The organism is Mesorhizobium sp. CA5 (assembly GCF_020165105.1).
Taxonomy (GTDB): Bacteria; Pseudomonadota; Alphaproteobacteria; order Rhizobiales; family Rhizobiaceae; genus Mesorhizobium.
In genome coordinates, this window is record NZ_JAIUHJ010000020.1 from 43759 (window position 1) to 62957 (window position 19199).

Sequence of the window (19199 nt, forward strand, 5' to 3'; positions counted from 1 at the left end):
GTGTCCGCGAAGCGGACGGAGCGGGGGCCTCGTAGGGCGCTCCCCTCTCCGTCTCGGCTTCGCCGAGCCACCTCTCCCCACTTCGTGGGGCGAGGAACCTTGAACTTTCAAGCGCCGGCGCTGCCCCTCATTCGCCCTTCGGGCACCCCTTCCCCGTAGAACGGGGAGAAGGACGAAACTGGCAACAAAAAACCCGCCTCGAAGGCGGGTTTCTCGAAATCTGCCGATGTATGCGGCTTAGAGGCCGAAACCTTCAAAACGCTTCTTGAATTTCGACAGGCGGCCGCCGCGGTCGAGCAGGGTCTGCTGGCCGCCGGTCCAGGCCGGGTGCGTGGTCGGGTCGATGTCGAGGTTCATCGTATCGCCTTCCTTGCCCCAGGTCGAACGGGTCTGGTATTCGGTGCCATCGGTCATGACGACCTTGATGGTGTGGTAGTCGGGATGGATATCGGCCTTCATTGTCGTGTTTCCTGGCTGCCGGCGCTGGCAACGGGCCTGAAGGCCTGCGTCGATGCGCCCCTTTTTAAAACTCGAAGCCGCAGCTAATGAAAAGCCACGGCTTCTAAAACGGTCGGCGAGCCTATACATCAGCCGGAATTGAATCACAAGGCCGCGGCGGGCGCATATTGAAGCGCGGTCCCGCCAAGCGGCCAGAGGAAACGCTCATGGCGGAAATCGGTGGCAGCGCAAGCGAGCGCAGACGCTCGGTCCGGCCGCTCCGCAGCCTCTTTCCGTACGTTACCCGCTACCGGAAGCTGGTAATAGGCGCCGTCATCTCACTGATCGTGGCGGCGGTGACGACGCTTGCCTTGCCGATGGCCGTGCGGCGCATGATCGACCATGGTTTCCAGGCCGCAAGCTCCACCTTCATCGCGGAATATTTCGCGGCGCTGGTTCTGATGGCGGCCTTGCTGGCAGCCGCTTCGGCCAGCCGCTACTATTTCGTCATCACGCTCGGCGAGCGGGTCGTGGCCGACATTCGCCGCGACGTCTTTTCGCATGTTACCACGCTGTCGCCGGCGTTCTTCGATCGCGCGCATTCGGGCGAGATCGTGTCGCGGCTTGCCGCCGACACCACGCAGGTGAAGTCGGCGGTCGGCGCAACCGCCTCGGTCGCGTTGCGCAATCTCATCCTCGGCCTCGGCGCGGTGGCGATGATGGTGGTCACGAGCCCGAAACTTTCCGGCCTGGTCATTGCAGCCATTCCGGTGATCGTGCTGCCGCTGGTTGCCTTCGGCCGCTCGGTGCGGCGCAAGTCCCGGCAAGCGCAGGACACGCTCGCTGAAGCCACCGCCTATGCCAGCGAGCAGATCGGCGCGGTGCGCACGCTGCAGGCCTTCACCAACGAAAAGCTCGTCACCGGCCGCTTTGCGGACGCTGTCGACGCCGCCTTCGAGGCGGCGCGCGCATCGGTGTTCGCGCGCTCATTCCTCACCTTCTTCGCCATCTTCATGATCTTCTCCTCGGTAGTCGCGGTGCTGTGGTTCGGTTCGCGCGACGTGCTTGCCGGCACGCTGTCGCCGGGCACGCTCGGCCAGTTCCTGCTCTATTCGGTGTTTGCCGCCGGCGCGCTCGGCGCGCTGTCGGAGGTGTGGAGTGAGCTGTCGCAGGCGGCGGGTGCCGCCGAGCGGCTGACGGAGATCCTGGCAGAGACGCCGGCGATCCGGCCGCCGGTCGATCCGCTTCCCTTGCCGGCAACGGCCAAGGGCGCGATCAGCTTCGACGATGTGTCCTTCTCCTATCCGGCGCGGCCGGACCGCGCTGCGGTGCATGGGTTGAGCTTCCAGGTGAAGCCAGGCGAGACAGTGGCGATCGTCGGGCCTTCGGGTGCGGGAAAAAGCACCGTCTTCTCACTGATCCTGCGCTTCTACGATCCCGAGACCGGCCGCGTCGTCATTGACGGCGTCGACGTGCGCGAGGCCGATCCGGCCGCGATCCGCCAACGCACCGCGATCGTGCCGCAGGACGTGACCATCTTCGCGGCGAGCGTCCGCGACAATATCGGCTTCGGCAGGCAGGGCGCCAGCGGTGCCGAGATCGAGGCCGCGGCCAAGGCAGCGCTTGCCGACGAATTCATCGCCAGGCTCGACAAGGGCTATGACAGTCAGGTCGGCGAGCGCGGCGTGACGCTGTCCGGCGGGCAGCGCCAGCGCATCGCGATCGCCCGCGCCATCCTGCGCGACGCGCCAATCCTCCTGCTCGACGAAGCGACCTCGGCGCTCGACGCCGAGAGCGAGACGCTGGTGCAAAGAGCGCTGGAGCGGCTGATGCGCGGCCGCACCACCATCGTCATCGCGCACCGGCTGGCGACAGTGCTCAAGGCCGACCGCATCCTCGTCATGGACGGCGGGCGCATTGTTGAGGAAGGCACGCATCAGAGCCTGGTCGCCAAGGGCGGCATCTACACGCGGCTCGCCAAGCTGCAGTTCGAGACCGGAGCCAGCGCCTTCAAGGGCGCGGCGGAGTAGGCACGCCGCACCCAGCCGGTTTCGACCCGCGGTCAGTTGCCGTAGCGCCTGCTCAAGTGCTCGGTGAAGTAAGCAGCGTTGAGCTTCTCGCCGGTGGCGCGCTCGAGCAGGTCCGGCGTCGACCAGCGCGAGCCCTGCGACCAGATCTTTGCGCGACGCCACTCGTTGATGGCGGTGAAATCGCCCTTGGCGAGATCCTGGTCGGCGGACGGATGCTCCCTTGTCAGAGCCGCCCACTGCTGCGCGGCCATCATGGCGCCCAGCGTGTAAGAGGGGAAATAGCCGAAGGCGGCACCCGGCCAATGCACGTCCTGCATCGGGCCGTCAGCCGGATTATCGATGGTCGAGAGCCCGAGATAATCGCGCATCTTGGCATCCCAGGCCTGGGGCAGATCGGCGACCTCCAGCTGGCCGGACACGAGTTCCTGCTCGAGCTCATAGCGCAGGATGACATGCAGCGGATAGGTGACTTCGTCGGCGTCGACGCGGATCAGGCCGCGCTCGACATGGTGGACATGCGGCAGGATGTCGTCGATCGACCAGGCTTCGCCGAGATGTTTTTCGACCACCGGCAGCGCCCAGCGCCAGAAAGCCGGGTTGCGGCCGATCTGCTTTTCGACAAACAGGCTCTGGCTCTCATGCACGGCCATGCCGCGTGCTTTGCCGAGCGGCCAATGCGACCAGGCTTTCGGCAGGTTCTGCTCGTAAAGGGCGTGGCCGGTCTCGTGCAGCACGCCCATCAGCGCCGACAGGAAGTCGGAGGTCTTGTATCGGGTGGTGATGCGCACATCGGTCGGCACGCCGCCGCAGAAGGGATGATGCGATACCGAGAGCGAGCCGTGGGTCAGGTCGAAGCCGACGGCAGCCATCATGGCAAGGCCGAGCTCGCGCTGGCGCTCGACGGCATAGCTACCGGAGAGCGGCTTCAGCGGGTGCTTCGCCAGCCGGGCATCCTGCACGGCCAGCGCATGCGGCAGGAAGTCGCGCAGGAAGGCCTTCAGCTCCGCAAACACCGGCGTGATGTCGGCGGCGCGGTTGCCGGGATCGTACTGTTCCATCAGCGCGTCATAAGGGGCGAGGCCGAGCGCGTCGGCGCGCAGCGCCGCTTCCTCGCGCACCAAGGTCACGACGCCTTCCAGCGCCGGCAGGAAGCCGGCCCAGTCGTTCTTGGCGCGCAGGTCGCGCCAAAGCTGCTCGGAGCGCATGCGCGCCACCGTCTGGCGCTCGACGAATTCGACCGGCAGACAGGTGAGATTGGTGTATTGGCGGCGCAGTTCCCGCACCGCCGCCTGCTGCTCTTCGCCGAGCGGCTCGGCTTCGGCCGCTGAAATCCAGTCGCCGATCTCGGGCGCGGTGGCCTGGCGGTGCAGCATGCCGGCAAGCGAGGACATCGCCTCGGCGCGCTTCTCGCCACCGCCGACCGCCATATGCGTTGCTTCGTCGGCGCCGAGGATCGCCAAGGCATGCTCCAGCGCTTCGAGCTTGTGGCCGAGTTGGTCGAGTTTCTGGAATGACATGGCGGGTTCCGGCTGCAAAGGGGCTGGCGCGAAAAGATACCAAGGCGCGAAGCTTGGCAACCCTGGTTGGCGATCCAGGGTCAGCCTATCTTGCGCGGCGGCGTCGACGTGTGGTCAATGCTTGTCCGAAGGGCGGAGGGGACAATGGTCGGCGATATCCTGGTCGGGCTGGTGGCGCTGATCCACTGCTATATCGTCTATCTGGAGATGGTGCTGTGGGATACGCCGCGCGGCCGCAAGGCGTTCAGCCTGACGCCGGAATTAGCCAGCGCCTCGAAGGTGCTTGCCGCCAACCAAGGCCTCTATAACGGCTTTCTCGCCGCGGGCCTGATCTGGGGCCTCTATCTCGGCGCTGGCGGGTTCCAGATCAAGATGTTCTTCCTGCTCTGCGTCGCCATCGCCGGCCTCTACGGCGCCGCGACCGTCAGCCGCAAGATCCTGTTCATCCAGACGGCGCCGGCGGTGCTCGCCATCGTCGCGCTTTGGCTCGGTCTGTAATCGAAGCAGGGCGCGATCGAAAAAGGGCGCCCTCGGGGCCAGGTCCCGCGGGCGCCAGGTCGTCCCTTCCTCTGCGATCGGAGCAAATGCTCTAGCCGTTCGGGTAATTCCCGCCGTCGGAACCGTCGCCCATCATGAAGCTGCTGCCGGTGTCGTTCATCAGTCTCTGGTCGACATTGTCGAGCCTGCGCAGCAGCTCATGGTATTGCGGGGACGGTATCCTGCCGTGATCCGAAGCCGCGACATGTTCCGCGGCCTTGCTGATATGCGCGGCGCGCATATGCAGGTGCTGCGCTTCCGAGGCCGAGATGCTGTTCGCTTCGCGGGCGTCGGTGATGCCCTGGTTCACGCCCTGGATCTGCTCGATCAGGCTCGTCACGCGTGGTCCGGTCATAACGGTCGGATCGGGCGTGTCCAGGGCGCCGCCCCTGTGATGTCCGGCCGCATAGGCGCCGGCGAGCGGAGCCGCGATCAGAACCGCAGCGAGGGTTGCAGTCTTGAGAGATGTTGAAACGCGCATGGCGGCGCATCCTCCTACCAGGAAGAGAGCGGCCGCGCCGCTTCGTCTTCCGACCTTACGGGCCGTCCAGTTCCGTCGCGTCGCGATGCGGGGCATCGCCGGCGGACCCCGGCCCTGCGCGGCAAGTTAGGTGCGTCGATTTGCGATGTGTAATTAAAAAAAGATAATGTTTTCGGCGCTTGTCGCGGTGACTTGGCGCTCTAAGTATTCAGCCGGCGAACAACTTCCCGTGACTTGGCGTGATCATAGCTCACCGTTCGGTGAGCTTCAGTTCAATGCGGCGGTTCTTGCTGCGCGCCTCATCAGTGTCGGCGGGATCAAGCGGCTGGAACTCGCCGAAGCCGGCGGCCACCAGCCGGTTGGCCGGCACGCCGTTCTCGATCAGGAACTTCACCACCGAGGTGGCGCGGGCGGTCGACAATTCCCAATTGTCGCGATAGCGGCCGGTGCCGGACAGCGGCTTGTTGTCGGTATGGCCGTCGACGCGCAGCACCCAGCTGATCTCGGGCGGGATTTCCTTCTGCAATTCGATGATGGCGTCGGCGAGCTTCTTCATCTCGACCTTGCCGGCGTCGTTGATCACGTCGGAGCCGGTCGGGAACAGCACCTCCGACTGGAAGACGAAGCGGTCGCCGACGATACGGATGTTCTCGCGGTCGGCGAGGATCTCGCGCAGCCGGCCGAAGAAGTCGGAACGATAGCGGTTGAGCTCCTGCACGCGCTGCGCCAGCGCGACGTTCAGGCGGCGGCCGAGATCGGCGATCTTGGTGTTGGAGTCGCGGTCGCGCTGCTCGGAGACGTTGAGCGCGTCTTCCAGCGCGCCGATCTGCTTGCGCAGCGCCGCGATCTGCTGGTTGAGGATCTCGACCTGACTCAACGCCTGCTGGCTGATCTGGCGCTGGTTGCTGAGCTCGCCCGAAAGCTGGTCCGCTCGTTTGTTGGCCGCGTCGCCGGCGCCGGCGCCCTGCGCCAGCAGTTGTTCGAGGCGGCTCTTTTCGGCTTGCGCCGCCGACAGCGACGCCTGCAGGTTGGCGAGCGAATCCTCCTTGTCCTGGCTGTTCGTGCGTTCCAGGGCGAGCAGCTGGGTCAGCTCGTTGATCTGCGAGTTGAGGCGGTTCAGCACCGCGTCCTTGCCGGAGATCTCGCGGCTGAGCAGGAACTGCGCCAGCACGAAGACGGTAAGCAGGAACATGATCGCCAGCAGCAGCGTCGACAAAGCGTCGACGAAGCCCGGCCAATAGTCGATGCGGCGGTCGGCGCGCCGTCTTGCCAGCGCCACGTCAGTGGACCCCTTGCTTCTTCAGCGCGTCGGCGATCTTTTCCAGCGTGTTGCGCATGGCCTTCTGCTCGTCGGACTGGGCTTCGACCCAGTCGCGCATGATCTGCTGCTCGGAGCGCATGTTCTTCACCAACCCCGAGATGCCGTCGGCAAGGTTGGCCATGGCGGTGGCGACGCGCGGATTGGAGCCGCCGCCATTCTCCTGCAGGCTGCGCAGCCGCTCCGACAAGAGCCGGATGTCCTCGGAGGATTCGGCTGCTTTCGACGTCTCGGACACGACTATGTCCGACGACAGATCGGTGACCGAGGACAGCCAGTTCTCAAGCTCGGTGTAGAAGCGGGTCTGGGCGCGGCCTGCCTGCAGGTCGAGGAAGCCGAGCACCAGCGAGCCGGAAAGGCCGAACAGCGAGGACGAAAACGCGGTGCCCATGCCGGCAAGCGGCGCCGACAGGCCTTGCTTGAGCGCGTCGAGCACGGCGGCGGCATCGCCGGTGCCCGGGTCCAGCGCCTCTATCGTCTCGCGGATCGAGGCGATGGTGTTGAGCAGGCCCCAGAAGGTGCCGAGCAGGCCGAGGAACACAAGCAGGCCGACCAGATAGCGCGAGGTGTCGCGGCTCTCGTCGAGCCGGGTGGCGATGGAATCCAGCATCGTGCGCATCGACGAGGTCGAAAACGCGATCGTCGACGAGCGGCCGATCATCGCCTTCATCGGTGCCAAAAGCACTGGCTCGGTGGTTTCGGAGCCGGCGCGGAAGGAATTGACCCAGCGCACCTCGCGGAACAGCCGCCCGACCTGGGCGAAGGCAAGCAGGATGCCGACCGCCAGCACGCCGACGATCAATCCGTTGAGCCCCGGATTGCTGGAGAAGGCGGTCGAGATCTGGCGGGTGAGGATGGCGGCGATGAAAGCGACGATGATCAGGAAGATCACCATGGTGAGCAGGAAGACCTGCGGGCTCGACAGCTTGTGCGGATCATAGACCAGGACGTCCGATCGCCTGCCGAAGGATCTGAGAAAAGCCATCCGTGCCCCGTTTCCGATGCCACCGCCGCAGAATTGCCGCGACTCTAAACGGAATTGTGACCAAATTGAATGGCGCTTGGCAATATGGCCGATAGGCCCGCGCCACAGGGCTAAAACCGGTTAACGACGAGACAGTCTACCATGGCGGCCAGATGGAGGCCGGCGCCGGTGACGACGAAGCCGTGCCAGACGGCATTGTGAAAGCGCAGGCCCTTCCAGGCGAAGAAGACGACGCCGCAGGAATAGACGATGCCGCCGGCGACGAGCAGCGCGACCGAGGTCGTCGGCAGCGTCGCGACCAGCGGACCGGCCAGCACGACGCCGCTCCAGCCGATGGCGAGATAGAAGACGATCGCCAGCCGGTCGTACCGGCCGGGCAGGAACATCTTGATGGCGATGCCGGCCGCTGCCGCGCTCCACACGATAACGATCATGGGAAGCGCCAGCGGCGAGTTGTCGAGCTGGGCGAGGAAGGGCGTGTAGGTCGCGGCGATCAGGAGATAGATCGCGGCATGGTCGAAGCGGCGCAGGATCCATTTCGCCGGCCACGAGACCGGCCACAGATTATAGGCCAGCGAAACCGAGAGCACGGTGAGCAGCGACACCACATAGAACACCGCGGCGACATATTCGCCCGGGCCGGAGTGGAAGGCGGCCAGGGCCAGGAAAGTCGAGCCGGCGGCGATCGCCAGCACGATGCCCACCGCGTGAACGATGCCGTCGGCGATCATTTCGGCGCGCGAATAGTGCCAGCGCCCGACAAAGGGGATCTCAAGCTTTGTATCTGGATGCACGTCGTTCATGAATGATCCTGCAACGCCTAATCTGGGCAGTCGCGGACCAGTATTTCAAGCTTCGGTTCCGGTTTTGCGACGAAAGCCGCGCGTCCTTTCGACGCAAAGAACGCCTTAAAGCGCGTCGCGCTGGACCGGATTCAGGCGACGCGCTTTAAGTCTTCGTTTTGATGTCGTTGCCCCAGAACCGCTGCACACTTCTGGGCGACATGCATTAGTCAGCGAGCAGCCAATGGCTTCTTCACAGTTTTCAGCAACGCGCGCTGGATGAGCTCGTTACCGGCGACGACCTCGCCGCTGTCCAGCATGCCCTGTCCGCCATCCATGTCGGAGACGAAGCCGCCGGCTTCGCGCACCAGAAGGATGCCGGCGGCGACGTCCCAGGACGACAGGCCGGTCTCCCAGAACCCATCCATGCGTCCGGCCGCGACATAGGCAAGGTCGAGCGCCGCCGAGCCCAGGCGGCGGACGCCGGAGACTTCGGCCATGACGTTGCGCAGCTCGATCAGGAAATTGCCGTGCTGGCCGCGGCCGAGATGCGGCACGCCGCAGCCGATCACCGCGTCGGTCAGCTTGGAGCGGCCGGCAACACGCAACCGCCGGTCGTTCATGAAGGCGCCGCCGCCGCGCTCGGCCGTGTAGAGCTCGTCCATCGCCGGATTGTAAACGACACCGGCGACGATCTGGCCCTGGCGCTCGAGCGCGATCGACACCGAGAAGAGCGGAATGCCGTGCAGGAAGTTGGTGGTGCCGTCGAGCGGATCGACGAGCCAGCGGTGCTGAGCGTCCTCGCCTTCGACGGCGCCGCGCTCCTCCATCAGGAAGGCATAGCCCGGCCGCGCCTTGGAAAGCTCGGCGAAGACGATCTCTTCGGCCTTGCGGTCGGCTTGGCTGACATAGTCGCCCGGGCCCTTCATCGAGACCTGCAGGTTCTGCACCTCGCCGAAGTCGCGCGACAACGAGCGGCCGGCCTTCATCGCAGCCTGGACCATGACGTTGAGGAGAGCGGAACGCGCCATTTTTTCTTCCTGCTTTCTTGCCGTTAATCCGCGCGGCGCACGTAGGTGATTTCGTTGGTGTCGACGATGATGCGCTCGCCGGCCGAGATGAACGGCGGCACCAGCACGCGGATGCCGTTCTCCAGCACCGCCGGCTTGTAGGAGGAGGCGGCCGTCTGGCCCCGCACCACCGGGTCGGCCTCGGTGATGGCCAGCGTCACCTGGTCGGGCAGCGAAATGCCGATCGGCCGCTCCTCGTAAAGCTGCACCGTCACCATCATGCCGTCCTGCAGGAAGGCAGCGCGCTCGCCGACGAAGTCTTTCGCCAGCTCAAGCTGCTCGTAGCTTTCGGTATCCATGAAGACCAGCGCGTCGCCCTGCTCGTAGAGGAACGAAAAATCCTTCAGGTCGAGCCGGATCTGCTCGACGGTCTCGGCCGAGCGGAAGCGCTCGTTGAGCTTGGTGCCGTTGATCAGGTTCTTCAGCTCGACCTGATTGTAGGCGCCGCCCTTGCCCGGCTTGACGGTGTTGGTCTTGACCGCCACCCAAAGCCCGCCATCATGCTCGATGACATAGCCGGGACGGATTTCGTTGCCACTGATCTTGGCCATGATGAACTGATCCGGAATGAGATTTTTCTGGCGCGGGTCGCGATTTGGCGCCTCCAAGACCACAAATTGCCCGGGGAGGCAAGGGAGGGACCCCAAGGTGGCCCGGACATGCTGTCCGTGACGCCATGCGTCAAGGCAGGCGATTTGCCTTCTGCAGCGCCTGCTTGGTCTGTTCGTCGTCGAGGCCCTGCAGGAAATCGTCCATCTGCGGGTCGATCAGCCCGGCGCGGCGGGCGACGATGTACCAGGCGCCGGCCAGGATCAGGTCCGGATCGGTGCCGATGCCGCCCATATAGAGCTTGGCGAGACGGTTACGGGCGGCGACGTTGCCGCCTTCCGCCGCCCGTTTCATCCAGGCAAAGCCCGATTTCAGGTCGCGCCCGCCGCCGCGTCCCTCGATCATCCAGGCGGCGAGGTCGATCTGCGCGGTGTCGTAGTTCTGTCTCGCGGCCTGAGCCAGGAGAAGACGCGCCTGAGCGTCGTCATGCGGCTTGCCGCCGACGCCATTGGCGTAGAGCTGCGCCAGCGCATATTGCGCATCGGCAAGTCCCGTGGCGGCGGCGCGTTCGTAATAGGCGGCGGCCTTCACAAGGCCGTCGTCGCCGGGATCCTGCTGGACGAGCAACTGGGCGAAGTTGAACTGCGCAAGCCGGTTGCCGGCCTCGGCCGCGGCCTGCATCAGCGCGAAAGCGGCCTTTTCATCCTTCTTCACATAACGGCCGTCCAGCAGCGCCAGCGCGTATTGGAACTGAGCCTCCGGCACGCCCTGTTCGGCGGCCAGCGCATACCATTTCGCGGCCTCGGCCGGATTGAGCGGCACACCCAGCCCGCGCGACAGGATTTCGGCCACGAGCGTCTCGGCCGCCGGATCGCCGTTCTTGGCGCGCTCCATGGCGAGGTTGTAGGCGGTCTTGTAAAGCCCGCGCTGGAAGGCGCCGTAGGCGGCGTCCGGCTGCTTGGCGCCGAAGCGGTCGGGATTGACGGCGTCGGCCGATGGCGGCGTCATGGTCGCCGGTTGCGGCAAGGTGTTTTGGATCGGCTTGTCGATATGCGCGCCGGTGCCGAACCTGTTCGGATCCGGCTCGCCGGCGTCCGGCGCGGTCGTGTCCAGTTTGCCCTTATCCGGCGTGCCCTTATCCGGCGTGCCAGCATCTGGCGTGCTTGTATCCGGCTTGGTTGCGTCGGATGCGCTCTTGTCCGGTGCGCTCGTCTCCGGCCGCGGCTGCGGCAGCGGGACGGTCTCAGCCCCCATCGCGGCCTGCGCAAACAAGCCGGCCAGAACCGTCAGGCAAAGGCCACGCAGGCGCATGTCAGTCCTCGAAACGCGGCGCGGTTTCATCGAGCAACGCGTTGGCGGCGGCGATCGCGGCGCGCGGATCGCGTCCGTCGGCAAAGACGGCGCTGGACAGCGCCACGAACTCGGCGCCGGTCGCGGCCACCGTCTCGACGGAGGCAAGCTCGGAGCCGGCCATGACGATGCAGGGGATCGAAATCATCTCCGCCCACCATTCGCCCAGCGCGAGGTTGCGGTGGTGCGGCTCCGGCTTGTTGTCATAGCCGAAACGGCCGAAGAACATATAGTCGGGCCGCTCCTCGCCGAGCCCCAGCGCCTCGTCGCGCGTCTTGGCGCCGCCGGCGCCGACCATCATCTTGCCGGCCACGCGCTCGATCGTCTCGGCGAGTTCCGCGGGCTTCACTTCGACATGGATGCCGTCGGCCTGGACGCGCCCGGCGATGCGGCTGTCGCCGGCGATGATGACGGCGACGCCGGCACTTTGAGCGATCGGCACGATCCTTTCGGCGAAGGCCTGGAAGGAGGCATCGTCCATGCCGTTGTCGGGCAGGATCAACGAGGCGACGTCGCCACCGTCGAACGCCGCGCAGATTTGCTCCGCCGGCACGAGCGGCGGCGCGATCAGCACGATGCGGCAGCGGTTGGGAGGAGTTGCTTCGTTCATTGGCCTTCGATCCCGGTTTCGCCTATGCCGGGCGAAGATGGTTGCATTGCGGCATAGAGCAAAGGGAGCGGCTTGAACAGTCGGCTATGCGGCGCATGAGGACCGGTCGAGCATCGTCGCGCACGTCGATATCGGGCTGGCAATAGCGGATGCCGGCATTAATGACTATCCCGGCGGCGCCGTTCTGCGCTATGGCTGAATTCCCGCCCCCTCCAACCTTCCTTTGCCGATGTCAGGCCTGCTCAGCGACCCGTGGTTCTATGCTGCTGCCATTCCGGCGGTGATCCTTGTCGGCCTGTCGAAAGGCGGCTTCGGCGGCGCTGTCGGTTTCGTCGGCGTGCCGTTGATGGCTCTGACCATCCCGCCGGTTCAGGCGGCCGCCATCCTGCTGCCGATCCTGTGCCTGATGGACGTGGTTTCAGTGTGGACCTGGTGGGGCGTCTACGACCGCAGGATGCTGGTTGACATGATGCCCGGCGCCGTCATCGGCATCGGGCTCGGCTGGTTGACCGCGGCGTTGGTCACAGAGGAGATAGTGCGGCTGATCGTCGGCGCCGTCGCGCTGGTGTTCGTGCTGCGCTGGATCTACCTGCAGTTCCGTCACGGCGCCGATCATGTGGCGGAACCGAACCGCATTGCCGCCGCCTTCTGGGGCGCTGTCGCCGGCTTCACCAGCTTCGTCGCCCATGTCGGCGGCCCGCCCTTCCAGGTCTATGCGCTGCCGATACGGCTCGATCCGAAAGTGCTGTCGGGAACGGCGGCGATCTTCTTTGCCGCCACCAATGCGCTGAAGCTCATCCCCTATTTCGCGCTCGGCCAGTTCGACACCGCCAATCTCACCGCTTCGGCGGTGCTGATGCCGCTGGCGCCGCTGTCGACCATCGCCGGTGCGTGGCTGGTGCGCCGCATGCGGCCGGAGATCTTCTATCCGTTCACCTACGCCACCGTCGCGGTGGTCGCCGTCAAGCTGCTTTGGGACGGCATTGCCGGCCTGATGTGAGGCGCGTCGATATTCAGGTGAGGCCGGCCTGCAAATGGCGATTTCCTGCGCTTCCGGTGCTCACGTACTTAAAGTACGCTCCGCTCCCGTTCTCGGAAATCACCACTTTCGACTCGGCCTGACCTGAATCTCAACGCGCCTTCGGGCGAGCGCCTTAATGTCACGCGGCGCTCGGTACCATCTGGCGGCTGCCGCCGAAGGCGAGCGCGGCGCCCAGCGCGACCACCATCGCCATGCCGGCAAGAATGCCGACGTCGTGCAGAGTGGGCTTCAGCACCATGTCGGCGATGATCACCAGCATCACCGCATAATCGAGGCGCGCCCAGTTCATCATGCGCTGGCCGATGGAGAGGGCGGCCGGCGTCACGCCCTGCTCGGCGATCATGGCGCCCATGCGCTCGCCGGTCGGCTTGAAGATCAGCATGCCGATCGAGAAGGTCGTGGCATAGCCGACGAGGCCGATGACGATCCACAGGTCGGCAAAGCCGACCCAGAAGCCGCACATGATGAGGCCAAAGACCAGCGTCAGCATCGACATCGGCGCGAAGAACCGGCCGCCGAGCTGTCCGCTGGCGCGTATAGCCAGCAGCTTGTCCTCGATGTTGCCGGCGCGCTCGGCCAGCACGCCGAGCAGGAACAGCACGAAGCCGCCGCCGACCCACAAAATAGCCGAGACGACGTGAAGAAATTTAACGATCGAATACCAATCCATGGTTTGCTCCGGATATCCTGCCTGATTTCAAGCGGCACGGATTTGCGCGCCGCCTTTGTGGAGCGGCCTTTTGCGTGGCGCGTGTTTCGGAACGATGCCGCGGCAGCAACAAACATGTTACGGCGCCATGATCGGCGCCCGAAATCCGGTGCTCGGACGATCCGGGCGGCGAAGCCGCTGTCCTGTTCCGGCACAGGAACGCGCGTTCGCTTAAAAAATCGCCGCCGCGTTAAGGGTTCATTAAGCTTTACAGGCGTTTACTACACCCATCCAGTTTTGCTGGATTCTTACCGAGTGGTTGGAGCCACTTTGTTTGACGCCTCCCTGTTAAACTCCTGAGAGCCGCCTTATCCGCGGCTCTTTTTTTATCCGCTGCCGGCTGGCTGATGCCATCCGCTTGCGGATGGCCGGAAGCGGCCCGGCGTTAACCGTTTGTTAAACATGCGCTTGCCTTCATTGGCATCGAAGCGCATTTTCAAGCCTCAGTCATTTAGGGTGCGGGCCGCGTCGGCAAGGATGCCGAATCGGCTTGCGGCAGTGCAGGGGCGTATCGATGAACGAGCCTTCGAAGGGCAGCGCGAAAACCATAAAACTGGCGGAGCGCCGGGTTTTCTCCCAATCCTTCAAGCCGCTTTACCAGGAAGGCATGGGGCTGGTCGAACAGGCCGCCGAATATCTCGATGGCAAGGGCAGGCTCGAAGCCAAGAAATTGTCGCGCACGGCAGCGACGCTCTATGCGGCCGAATCGATGCGGCTGACCACAAGGCTTATGCAGGTCGCCTCCTGGCTGCTTTTGCAGCGGGCGGCGAATTCCGGCGAGATGACGCGCGACCAAGTGGCTTCGGAGAAATCCAAGGTGCGTCTCGACACCGCCTCCGCGCATGACGAGGCGCTTGGCTGGAACGAGCTCCCCAAGGATTTTCTGGACCTCGTGACGCGCTCGCTGCGCCTGCAGTCGCTGGTGCGGCGCATGGACGAGGAAATCTATGGCGGCGTCATCAGCGAGACGCACGCGCCCGGTCGGCGTGCCAACCCGGTGTCCGACCAGATCAGCCTTTTGAATACGGCGTTCGCGCGCGGCTGAAACCGCGTTTGCAAAAAAACGATAGCGGTAGCGGCATATCCTTGATTGGGCGGTAATTTGGCCGTGGCTTTGGCTGCAGTTCAACGCTTGCGACTCCGGCCGCTCGTCGAACCTGCGGCAGCCATCGCCGTATTGAAGGCCATGCCGGCCTTCGCGGGAAAGATCACACTTGCCTTGAAGCGATAGGCCCCTAGTTGGAGCCGTTCGCCGCAGCCGGGTCGACCCGAGCCGGTTCTGCAAGAAAACCACCGTCACTGTGACCAAAGCAGATTGCGAGGCTTGATCCCGTGCATTCGCCATTGGACCGCATCCCGGTATCGATCATCATCCCCAACTACAATTACGAACAGTTTCTAGGACGCGCCATCGACAGCGCGTTGGAGCAGGACCACCGAAATGTCGAGGTCGTGGTCGTCGACGACGCATCGACGGATGCATCGGTGGCCGTAATCGAATCCTACGGCGACAAAATCCGTCCGTGCCTGAGGCGCAGGAATGGCGGACATGCGGCTGCGTTCAATACCGGGTTCGAGGCGAGCACCGGGGAGATCGTCCTTTTCCTCGACGCCGACGACTATCTCTATCCGAACGCCGTTTCAGAGGTGTTGGACGAGTGGGATGCGGATGTCGCCCAGGCGCAATTCAGATTGCATCTCGTTGATGAGGACCAGCATATCAAGGATGTCTTTCCACCACCGGAACAGCCGTTCGATTCAGGCGACGTCGTGCCGGAATTGCTGCGCAAAGGGCGGTACCGTACGACGGTAACAAGCGGGCTGGCGTTCGACCGCGAGGCCCTGGAAACGATAATGCCGATGCCTGAAAGCGATTTCCGGCAAGGCGCCGACGGCTATCTCGCAACGCTGGCGCCGCTGCACGGAGAGGTGAAATCCATCGATACCTGCCTTGGCGCCTACCGCATCCACGGCTCCAATCATTCGATCTTTGCCGAAAAGCTTGCCGAGCGAGCGCGCTGGCGCGTGCAGCATGATTTCCGGCGCCTCGAGGCCTTGTCCGGCCGGGCGGCCGAGATCGGCTTGACCGTGCCGCCGGATGCCGGCCTTCGCGATCCAGTGCATCTGGAAGAGCGGCTGGCTTCGCTCTGCGTCGACGAGCCCCAGCATCCGGTCGCCACCGACTCCCGGCTGGGACTGGCAAGAGCGGGGGCCGCCGCCAGCCTGGAAATGAACGCATCCTGGCGGCGGCGGGCTGCTCTGGCGGCCTGGTTCCTTTGCATCGGAATCCTGCCGCGGCGCATGGGCAATGCAGTCCTGGCGTGGAAGCTGGTCGCATCGTCCAGGCCGGCATTTCTCACGCGACTGTCGAAAACCATCCGCCGCGTGACGAATTAGGCATCTCGCTGTTGTACGGAAACGGCGCATAGCCGAGATTGCAATTGTTTCCGGTTTGTTCACATTTCGCTGGCATCGCTTGCCGCCACGGCTAGACTTGGCGCATGGGGGAAGCGATTCGCATCATCGGCATCGATCCGGGCCTGAGGCGCACCGGCTGGGGTATTATCGACAGCGTGGGCAATTCGCTGCGCTTCATCGCATCCGGCACGGTGCGGTCCGACGACAAGGAGTCGCTGGCGACAAGACTCTGCCAGCTGCATGACGGCTTGGCCGAGGTGCTGCACCAGGCCATGCCGCATGAGGCGGCGGTCGAGCAGACTTTCGTCAACAAGGATGCGACGGCGACGCTGAAGCTCGGCCAGGCGCGCGGCATCGCCATGCTGGTGCCGGCGCGCGCCGGGCTGGTGGTGGCCGAGTATGCGCCTAATGCCGTCAAGAAGGCAGTTATCGGCGTCGGCCACGGCGAGAAGAAGCAGATCCACATGATGGTGAAGGTGCTGATGCCGAAGGCTGTCTTCGACACCGACGACGCCGCCGACGCTCTGGCCATTGCCATCTGCCATGCGCATCACCGCCCGAGCACGGCCTACCGCATGGCCGCTCTGGCGTGAGGGGACAATCATGATCGGCAAGCTGAAAGGCACGCTGGACGAGATCGACGAAGATAGCTGCGTCATCGACGTGCATGGCGTCGGCTACGTCGCGCACTGCTCGGCGCGCACGCTAGCCGCCTTGCCGTCGCCCGGCGAGGCGGTGGTGCTGTTCATCGAGACCTATGTGCGCGAGGACATGATCCGGCTCTATGGCTTCCAGACCGGGCTGGAGCGCGAGTGGTTTCGCCTCTTGATGAACAACGTGCAGGGCGTCGGCGCCAAGGTGGCGCTGGCCATCCTGTCGACGCTGGCGCCGGCCGACCTCGCGAACGCGATCGCGCTGCGCGACATCGCCATGGTTTCCCGCGCGCCCGGCGTCGGCAAGAAGGTGGCGGAACGCATCGTCACCGAACTGCGCACCAAAGCGCCAGCCTATGCGGGCGCGGCCAGCGGTACGATCGGACTCAAGCAGGAGCTTGGCGAAGGTGTCGCGGCCGCACCGATCACCGATGCGGTCTCGGCGCTCGTCAATCTCGGCTATTCGCGCGACATCGCGGCGAACGCGGTCGCGGCTGCGCTGAAATCGGCCGGCGAGGGTGCGGATGCGTCCAAGCTCATCCGTTTCGGCCTGAAGGAACTGGCGCGGTGAAGCGACGCTTGTCCCGCCATCGGTCCTATGCAAGGAAGGCGGCATGACCCTTTCGCCCCGCCTCATTGCCCCCGACAAGCGTGGCGAGGATGCCGACCAGACGCTGCGGCCGCAGTCGCTCGATGAGTTCGTCGGCCAGGCGGCGGTGCGCGCCAATCTCAAGGTCTTCGTCGATGCCGCCAAGAGCCGCGGCGAGGCGCTCGACCATGTGCTGTTCGTCGGGCCGCCGGGGCTCGGCAAGACGACGCTGGCGCAGATCATGGCGCGCGAGCTCGGCGTCAATTTCCGCTCGACCTCGGGTCCGGTCATCGCCAAGGCCGGCGATCTCGCCGCGCTGCTCACCAATCTCGAGGAGCGCGACGTCCTTTTCATCGACGAGATCCATCGGCTCAATCCGGCGGTCGAGGAAATCCTCTATCCGGCGATGGAGGATTTCCAGCTGGATCTCATCATCGGCGAAGGGCCGGCGGCGCGCTCGGTCAAGATCGACCTCGCCCGTTTCACGCTGGTCGCGGCGACAACGAGGCTTGGGCTCCTGACCAATCCGCTGCGCGACCGCTTCGGCATCCCGGTCCGGCTCAATTTCTACACGGTCGAGGAACTGGAGCAGATCGTGCGGCGCGGCGCCCGTATCCTGTCGATGCCGCTCGGCGACGACGGCGCGGTGGAGATCGCGCGCCGCGCGCGCGGCACGCCGCGCATCGCCGGCAGACTGCTGCGCCGGGTGCGCGATTTTGCTTCGGTCGCCGGGGACGGTCATGTCGACAGGAGGATCGCCGACGAGGCGCTGACCAGGCTGGAGGTCGACGCGCTCGGCCTCGATGCGCTCGACCGCCGCTACCTTTCGATGATCGCGCGCAATTTCGGCGGTGGCCCGGTCGGCATCGAGACGATCGCCGCCGGGCTCTCCGAGCCGCGCGACGCGATCGAGGACATCATCGAGCCCTATCTCATCCAGCAAGGCTTCATCCAGCGCACGCCGCGTGGCCGCGTGCTGACCGCCAATGCCTGGCGCCATCTGGGCCTCGACCCGCCCAAGGATATCGCCCAGCAGCAGATCAGCCTGTTCCAGGAAGAGTAACGCAGATTTGTTCGCCGTTTCGGCGGCGCAACGGTCCATCTGCGCAGAATCTGCGCGCCTCGGCCCGACTGAGGGCGCAATTGCATCCTTTAAGATAGGCTATCTGACGCAATCCTAGGGCTTGGGGCGACCTATGATCACCAGACGCGCTTTCCTGCGCCTTGTCGGCGGCTCGGCCTTCGCCATGGTGTCGCTCAGCGCCTATGCGGTCGGCATCGAGCCGATGCTGCTCACCCATGTGAAGCGCTACACATTGACGCCGCCGCACTGGCCGGCCGGGCTCAAGCTGCGCGTCGTGGCGCTTGCCGATATCCACTCCTGCCGGCCCTGGATGACGCCGGAACGGATCGCAGCGCTTGCCGAGGAGGCCAACGCGTTGCAGCCGGATCTGATCGTGCTGCTCGGTGACTATACCGCCGGGACAAAGCTGGTGACGGGCCGGGTGCGGGTGGAGGAGTGGGCCGAGGCATTGTCGGGGCTGAAGGCGCCGCTCGGCGTGCTGTCGATCCTCGGCAATCACGATTGGTGGACCGATTTCTTCGCCCAGCGAGCGGAAGCCGGCCCGACCCAGTCGCGCAAGGCGCTCGAGCATGTCGGCATCCCGGTGCTGGAAAACGACGTCGTGCGGCTGGAAAAGGACGGGCATGGTCTCTGGATCGCCGGGCTAGCCGATCAACTCGCGCTGCTGCCGAACAAGGCCAAGGGACGCGACAGTTTCCAGGGCTTCGACGATCTCCCGGGCACCTTGGCCAAGATCCAGGGGAGCGAGCCGATCATCCTGCTTGCACATGAACCGGACATCTTTCCAAAGGTGCCCTCGCGGATATCGCTCACCTTGTCCGGCCACACGCATGGCGGACAGGTGCGGCTGTTTGGTTATTCGCCGGTCGTGCCTTCGGACTATGGCAATCGCTTCGCCTACGGCCATGTCGTGGAGAATGACCGCAACCTGATTGTGTCGGGCGGGCTGGGCTTCAGCATTCTGCCGGTTCGTCTCGGGGTGCGGCCGGAGATCCTGCAGATCGATCTGGGCTGAGGCGTGTCGCCCCGGCCCGCCG

At 64.9% G+C, this 19199-nt stretch carries 20 protein-coding genes; 9 read left to right on the forward strand and 11 right to left on the reverse strand.

The features are described from left to right. Nucleotides 1-237: 237 nt before the first annotated feature. Entirely contained in the window at nucleotides 238-459 is a 222-nt protein-coding gene (rpmE, locus tag LB529_RS23090) for a 50S ribosomal protein L31 (RefSeq protein ID WP_027166741.1), read from the reverse strand. 206 nt (nucleotides 460-665) lie between these two features. Between rpmE and LB529_RS23095 the strand changes: the two genes are divergently transcribed. Further along, nucleotides 666-2468 carry an ABC transporter transmembrane domain-containing protein gene (locus LB529_RS23095; protein ID WP_224712388.1) on the forward strand — a complete coding sequence of 601 codons (1803 nt, stop codon included), beginning with the start codon at nucleotides 666-668 and terminating at the stop codon, nucleotides 2466-2468. Nucleotides 2469-2500: 32 nt separating this feature from the next. Here LB529_RS23095 and LB529_RS23100 read toward each other — a convergent pair whose 3' ends face one another. Beyond that, nucleotides 2501-3985 (reverse strand): carboxypeptidase M32, encoded by a 1485-nt coding sequence (locus tag LB529_RS23100; RefSeq protein WP_224627889.1) that lies wholly within the window; start codon nucleotides 3983-3985, stop codon nucleotides 2501-2503. A gap of 144 nt (nucleotides 3986-4129) precedes the next feature. Here LB529_RS23100 and LB529_RS23105 point away from each other — a divergent pair, with 144 nt between their 5' ends. Further along, nucleotides 4130-4483, forward strand: coding sequence for a DUF1304 domain-containing protein (locus tag LB529_RS23105; protein ID WP_224712389.1), 354 nt, complete (start codon nucleotides 4130-4132; stop codon nucleotides 4481-4483). A 91-nt stretch (nucleotides 4484-4574) separates the two neighbouring features. On the opposite strand, the gene LB529_RS23110 is transcribed toward LB529_RS23105, so the two are convergent. From LB529_RS23110 to LB529_RS23145, 8 genes are all read right to left on the reverse strand, one after another. Continuing rightward, the gene (locus LB529_RS23110) at nucleotides 4575-5003 is read right to left on the reverse strand and encodes a hypothetical protein (protein WP_224627888.1); all 429 of its coding nucleotides are present in this window, start codon (nucleotides 5001-5003) and stop codon (nucleotides 4575-4577) included. 250 nt (nucleotides 5004-5253) lie between these two features. Next, the gene (locus tag LB529_RS23115; RefSeq protein WP_140841706.1) at nucleotides 5254-6282 is read right to left on the reverse strand and encodes a peptidoglycan -binding protein; all 1029 of its coding nucleotides are present in this window, start codon (nucleotides 6280-6282) and stop codon (nucleotides 5254-5256) included. Nucleotide 6283: 1 nt separating this feature from the next. After that, complete coding sequence (locus tag LB529_RS23120) at nucleotides 6284-7306, reverse strand: MotA/TolQ/ExbB proton channel family protein (protein WP_095767261.1); 1023 nt, start codon at nucleotides 7304-7306, stop codon at nucleotides 6284-6286. A gap of 110 nt (nucleotides 7307-7416) precedes the next feature. Beyond that, nucleotides 7417-8109 carry a PAQR family membrane homeostasis protein TrhA gene (gene trhA, locus LB529_RS23125; RefSeq protein WP_224712390.1) on the reverse strand — a complete coding sequence of 231 codons (693 nt, stop codon included), beginning with the start codon at nucleotides 8107-8109 and terminating at the stop codon, nucleotides 7417-7419. Between the two features lie 209 nt (nucleotides 8110-8318). After that, the gene (locus LB529_RS23130) at nucleotides 8319-9119 is read right to left on the reverse strand and encodes an inositol monophosphatase family protein (protein ID WP_224602199.1); all 801 of its coding nucleotides are present in this window, start codon (nucleotides 9117-9119) and stop codon (nucleotides 8319-8321) included. 23 nt (nucleotides 9120-9142) lie between these two features. Continuing rightward, a complete protein-coding gene (gene efp / locus LB529_RS23135) occupies nucleotides 9143-9709 on the reverse strand; it encodes an elongation factor P (protein WP_095767538.1) in 567 nt (188 codons plus the stop codon). A gap of 130 nt (nucleotides 9710-9839) precedes the next feature. Further along, entirely contained in the window at nucleotides 9840-11018 is a 1179-nt protein-coding gene (locus LB529_RS23140) for a tetratricopeptide repeat protein (RefSeq protein ID WP_224712391.1), read from the reverse strand. Nucleotide 11019: 1 nt separating this feature from the next. Continuing rightward, nucleotides 11020-11667: a thiamine phosphate synthase gene (locus LB529_RS23145; RefSeq protein ID WP_095767264.1), complete on the reverse strand. Its 648-nt coding sequence runs from the start codon at nucleotides 11665-11667 to the stop codon at nucleotides 11020-11022. Nucleotides 11668-11896: 229 nt separating this feature from the next. Here LB529_RS23145 and LB529_RS23150 point away from each other — a divergent pair, with 229 nt between their 5' ends. Next, the gene (locus LB529_RS23150; protein WP_224712392.1) at nucleotides 11897-12667 is read left to right on the forward strand and encodes a sulfite exporter TauE/SafE family protein; all 771 of its coding nucleotides are present in this window, start codon (nucleotides 11897-11899) and stop codon (nucleotides 12665-12667) included. Between the two features lie 160 nt (nucleotides 12668-12827). On the opposite strand, the gene LB529_RS23155 is transcribed toward LB529_RS23150, so the two are convergent. Continuing rightward, the gene (locus tag LB529_RS23155) at nucleotides 12828-13379 is read right to left on the reverse strand and encodes a DUF2269 family protein (RefSeq protein WP_140841692.1); all 552 of its coding nucleotides are present in this window, start codon (nucleotides 13377-13379) and stop codon (nucleotides 12828-12830) included. Nucleotides 13380-13932: 553 nt separating this feature from the next. Here LB529_RS23155 and LB529_RS23160 point away from each other — a divergent pair. The 6 genes from LB529_RS23160 to LB529_RS23185 all read left to right on the forward strand — a co-directional run bounded on the left by LB529_RS23160 (nucleotide 13933) and on the right by LB529_RS23185 (nucleotide 19177). Beyond that, entirely contained in the window at nucleotides 13933-14463 is a 531-nt protein-coding gene (locus LB529_RS23160) for a DUF1465 family protein (protein WP_140841690.1), read from the forward strand. 287 nt (nucleotides 14464-14750) lie between these two features. After that, entirely contained in the window at nucleotides 14751-15815 is a 1065-nt protein-coding gene (locus tag LB529_RS23165; protein ID WP_140841685.1) for a glycosyltransferase family 2 protein, read from the forward strand. 104 nt (nucleotides 15816-15919) lie between these two features. Next, the gene (gene ruvC, locus LB529_RS23170; RefSeq protein WP_095767269.1) at nucleotides 15920-16429 is read left to right on the forward strand and encodes a crossover junction endodeoxyribonuclease RuvC; all 510 of its coding nucleotides are present in this window, start codon (nucleotides 15920-15922) and stop codon (nucleotides 16427-16429) included. A gap of 10 nt (nucleotides 16430-16439) precedes the next feature. Next, nucleotides 16440-17060: a Holliday junction branch migration protein RuvA gene (gene ruvA, locus LB529_RS23175; RefSeq protein ID WP_224633589.1), complete on the forward strand. Its 621-nt coding sequence runs from the start codon at nucleotides 16440-16442 to the stop codon at nucleotides 17058-17060. Between the two features lie 43 nt (nucleotides 17061-17103). Further along, entirely contained in the window at nucleotides 17104-18141 is a 1038-nt protein-coding gene (gene ruvB / locus LB529_RS23180; RefSeq protein ID WP_224528031.1) for a Holliday junction branch migration DNA helicase RuvB, read from the forward strand. A 133-nt stretch (nucleotides 18142-18274) separates the two neighbouring features. Continuing rightward, on the forward strand, nucleotides 18275-19177 hold the full coding sequence (locus tag LB529_RS23185; RefSeq protein WP_224712393.1) for a metallophosphoesterase: 903 nt from the start codon (nucleotides 18275-18277) through the stop codon (nucleotides 19175-19177). Nucleotides 19178-19199 lie beyond the last annotated feature (22 nt).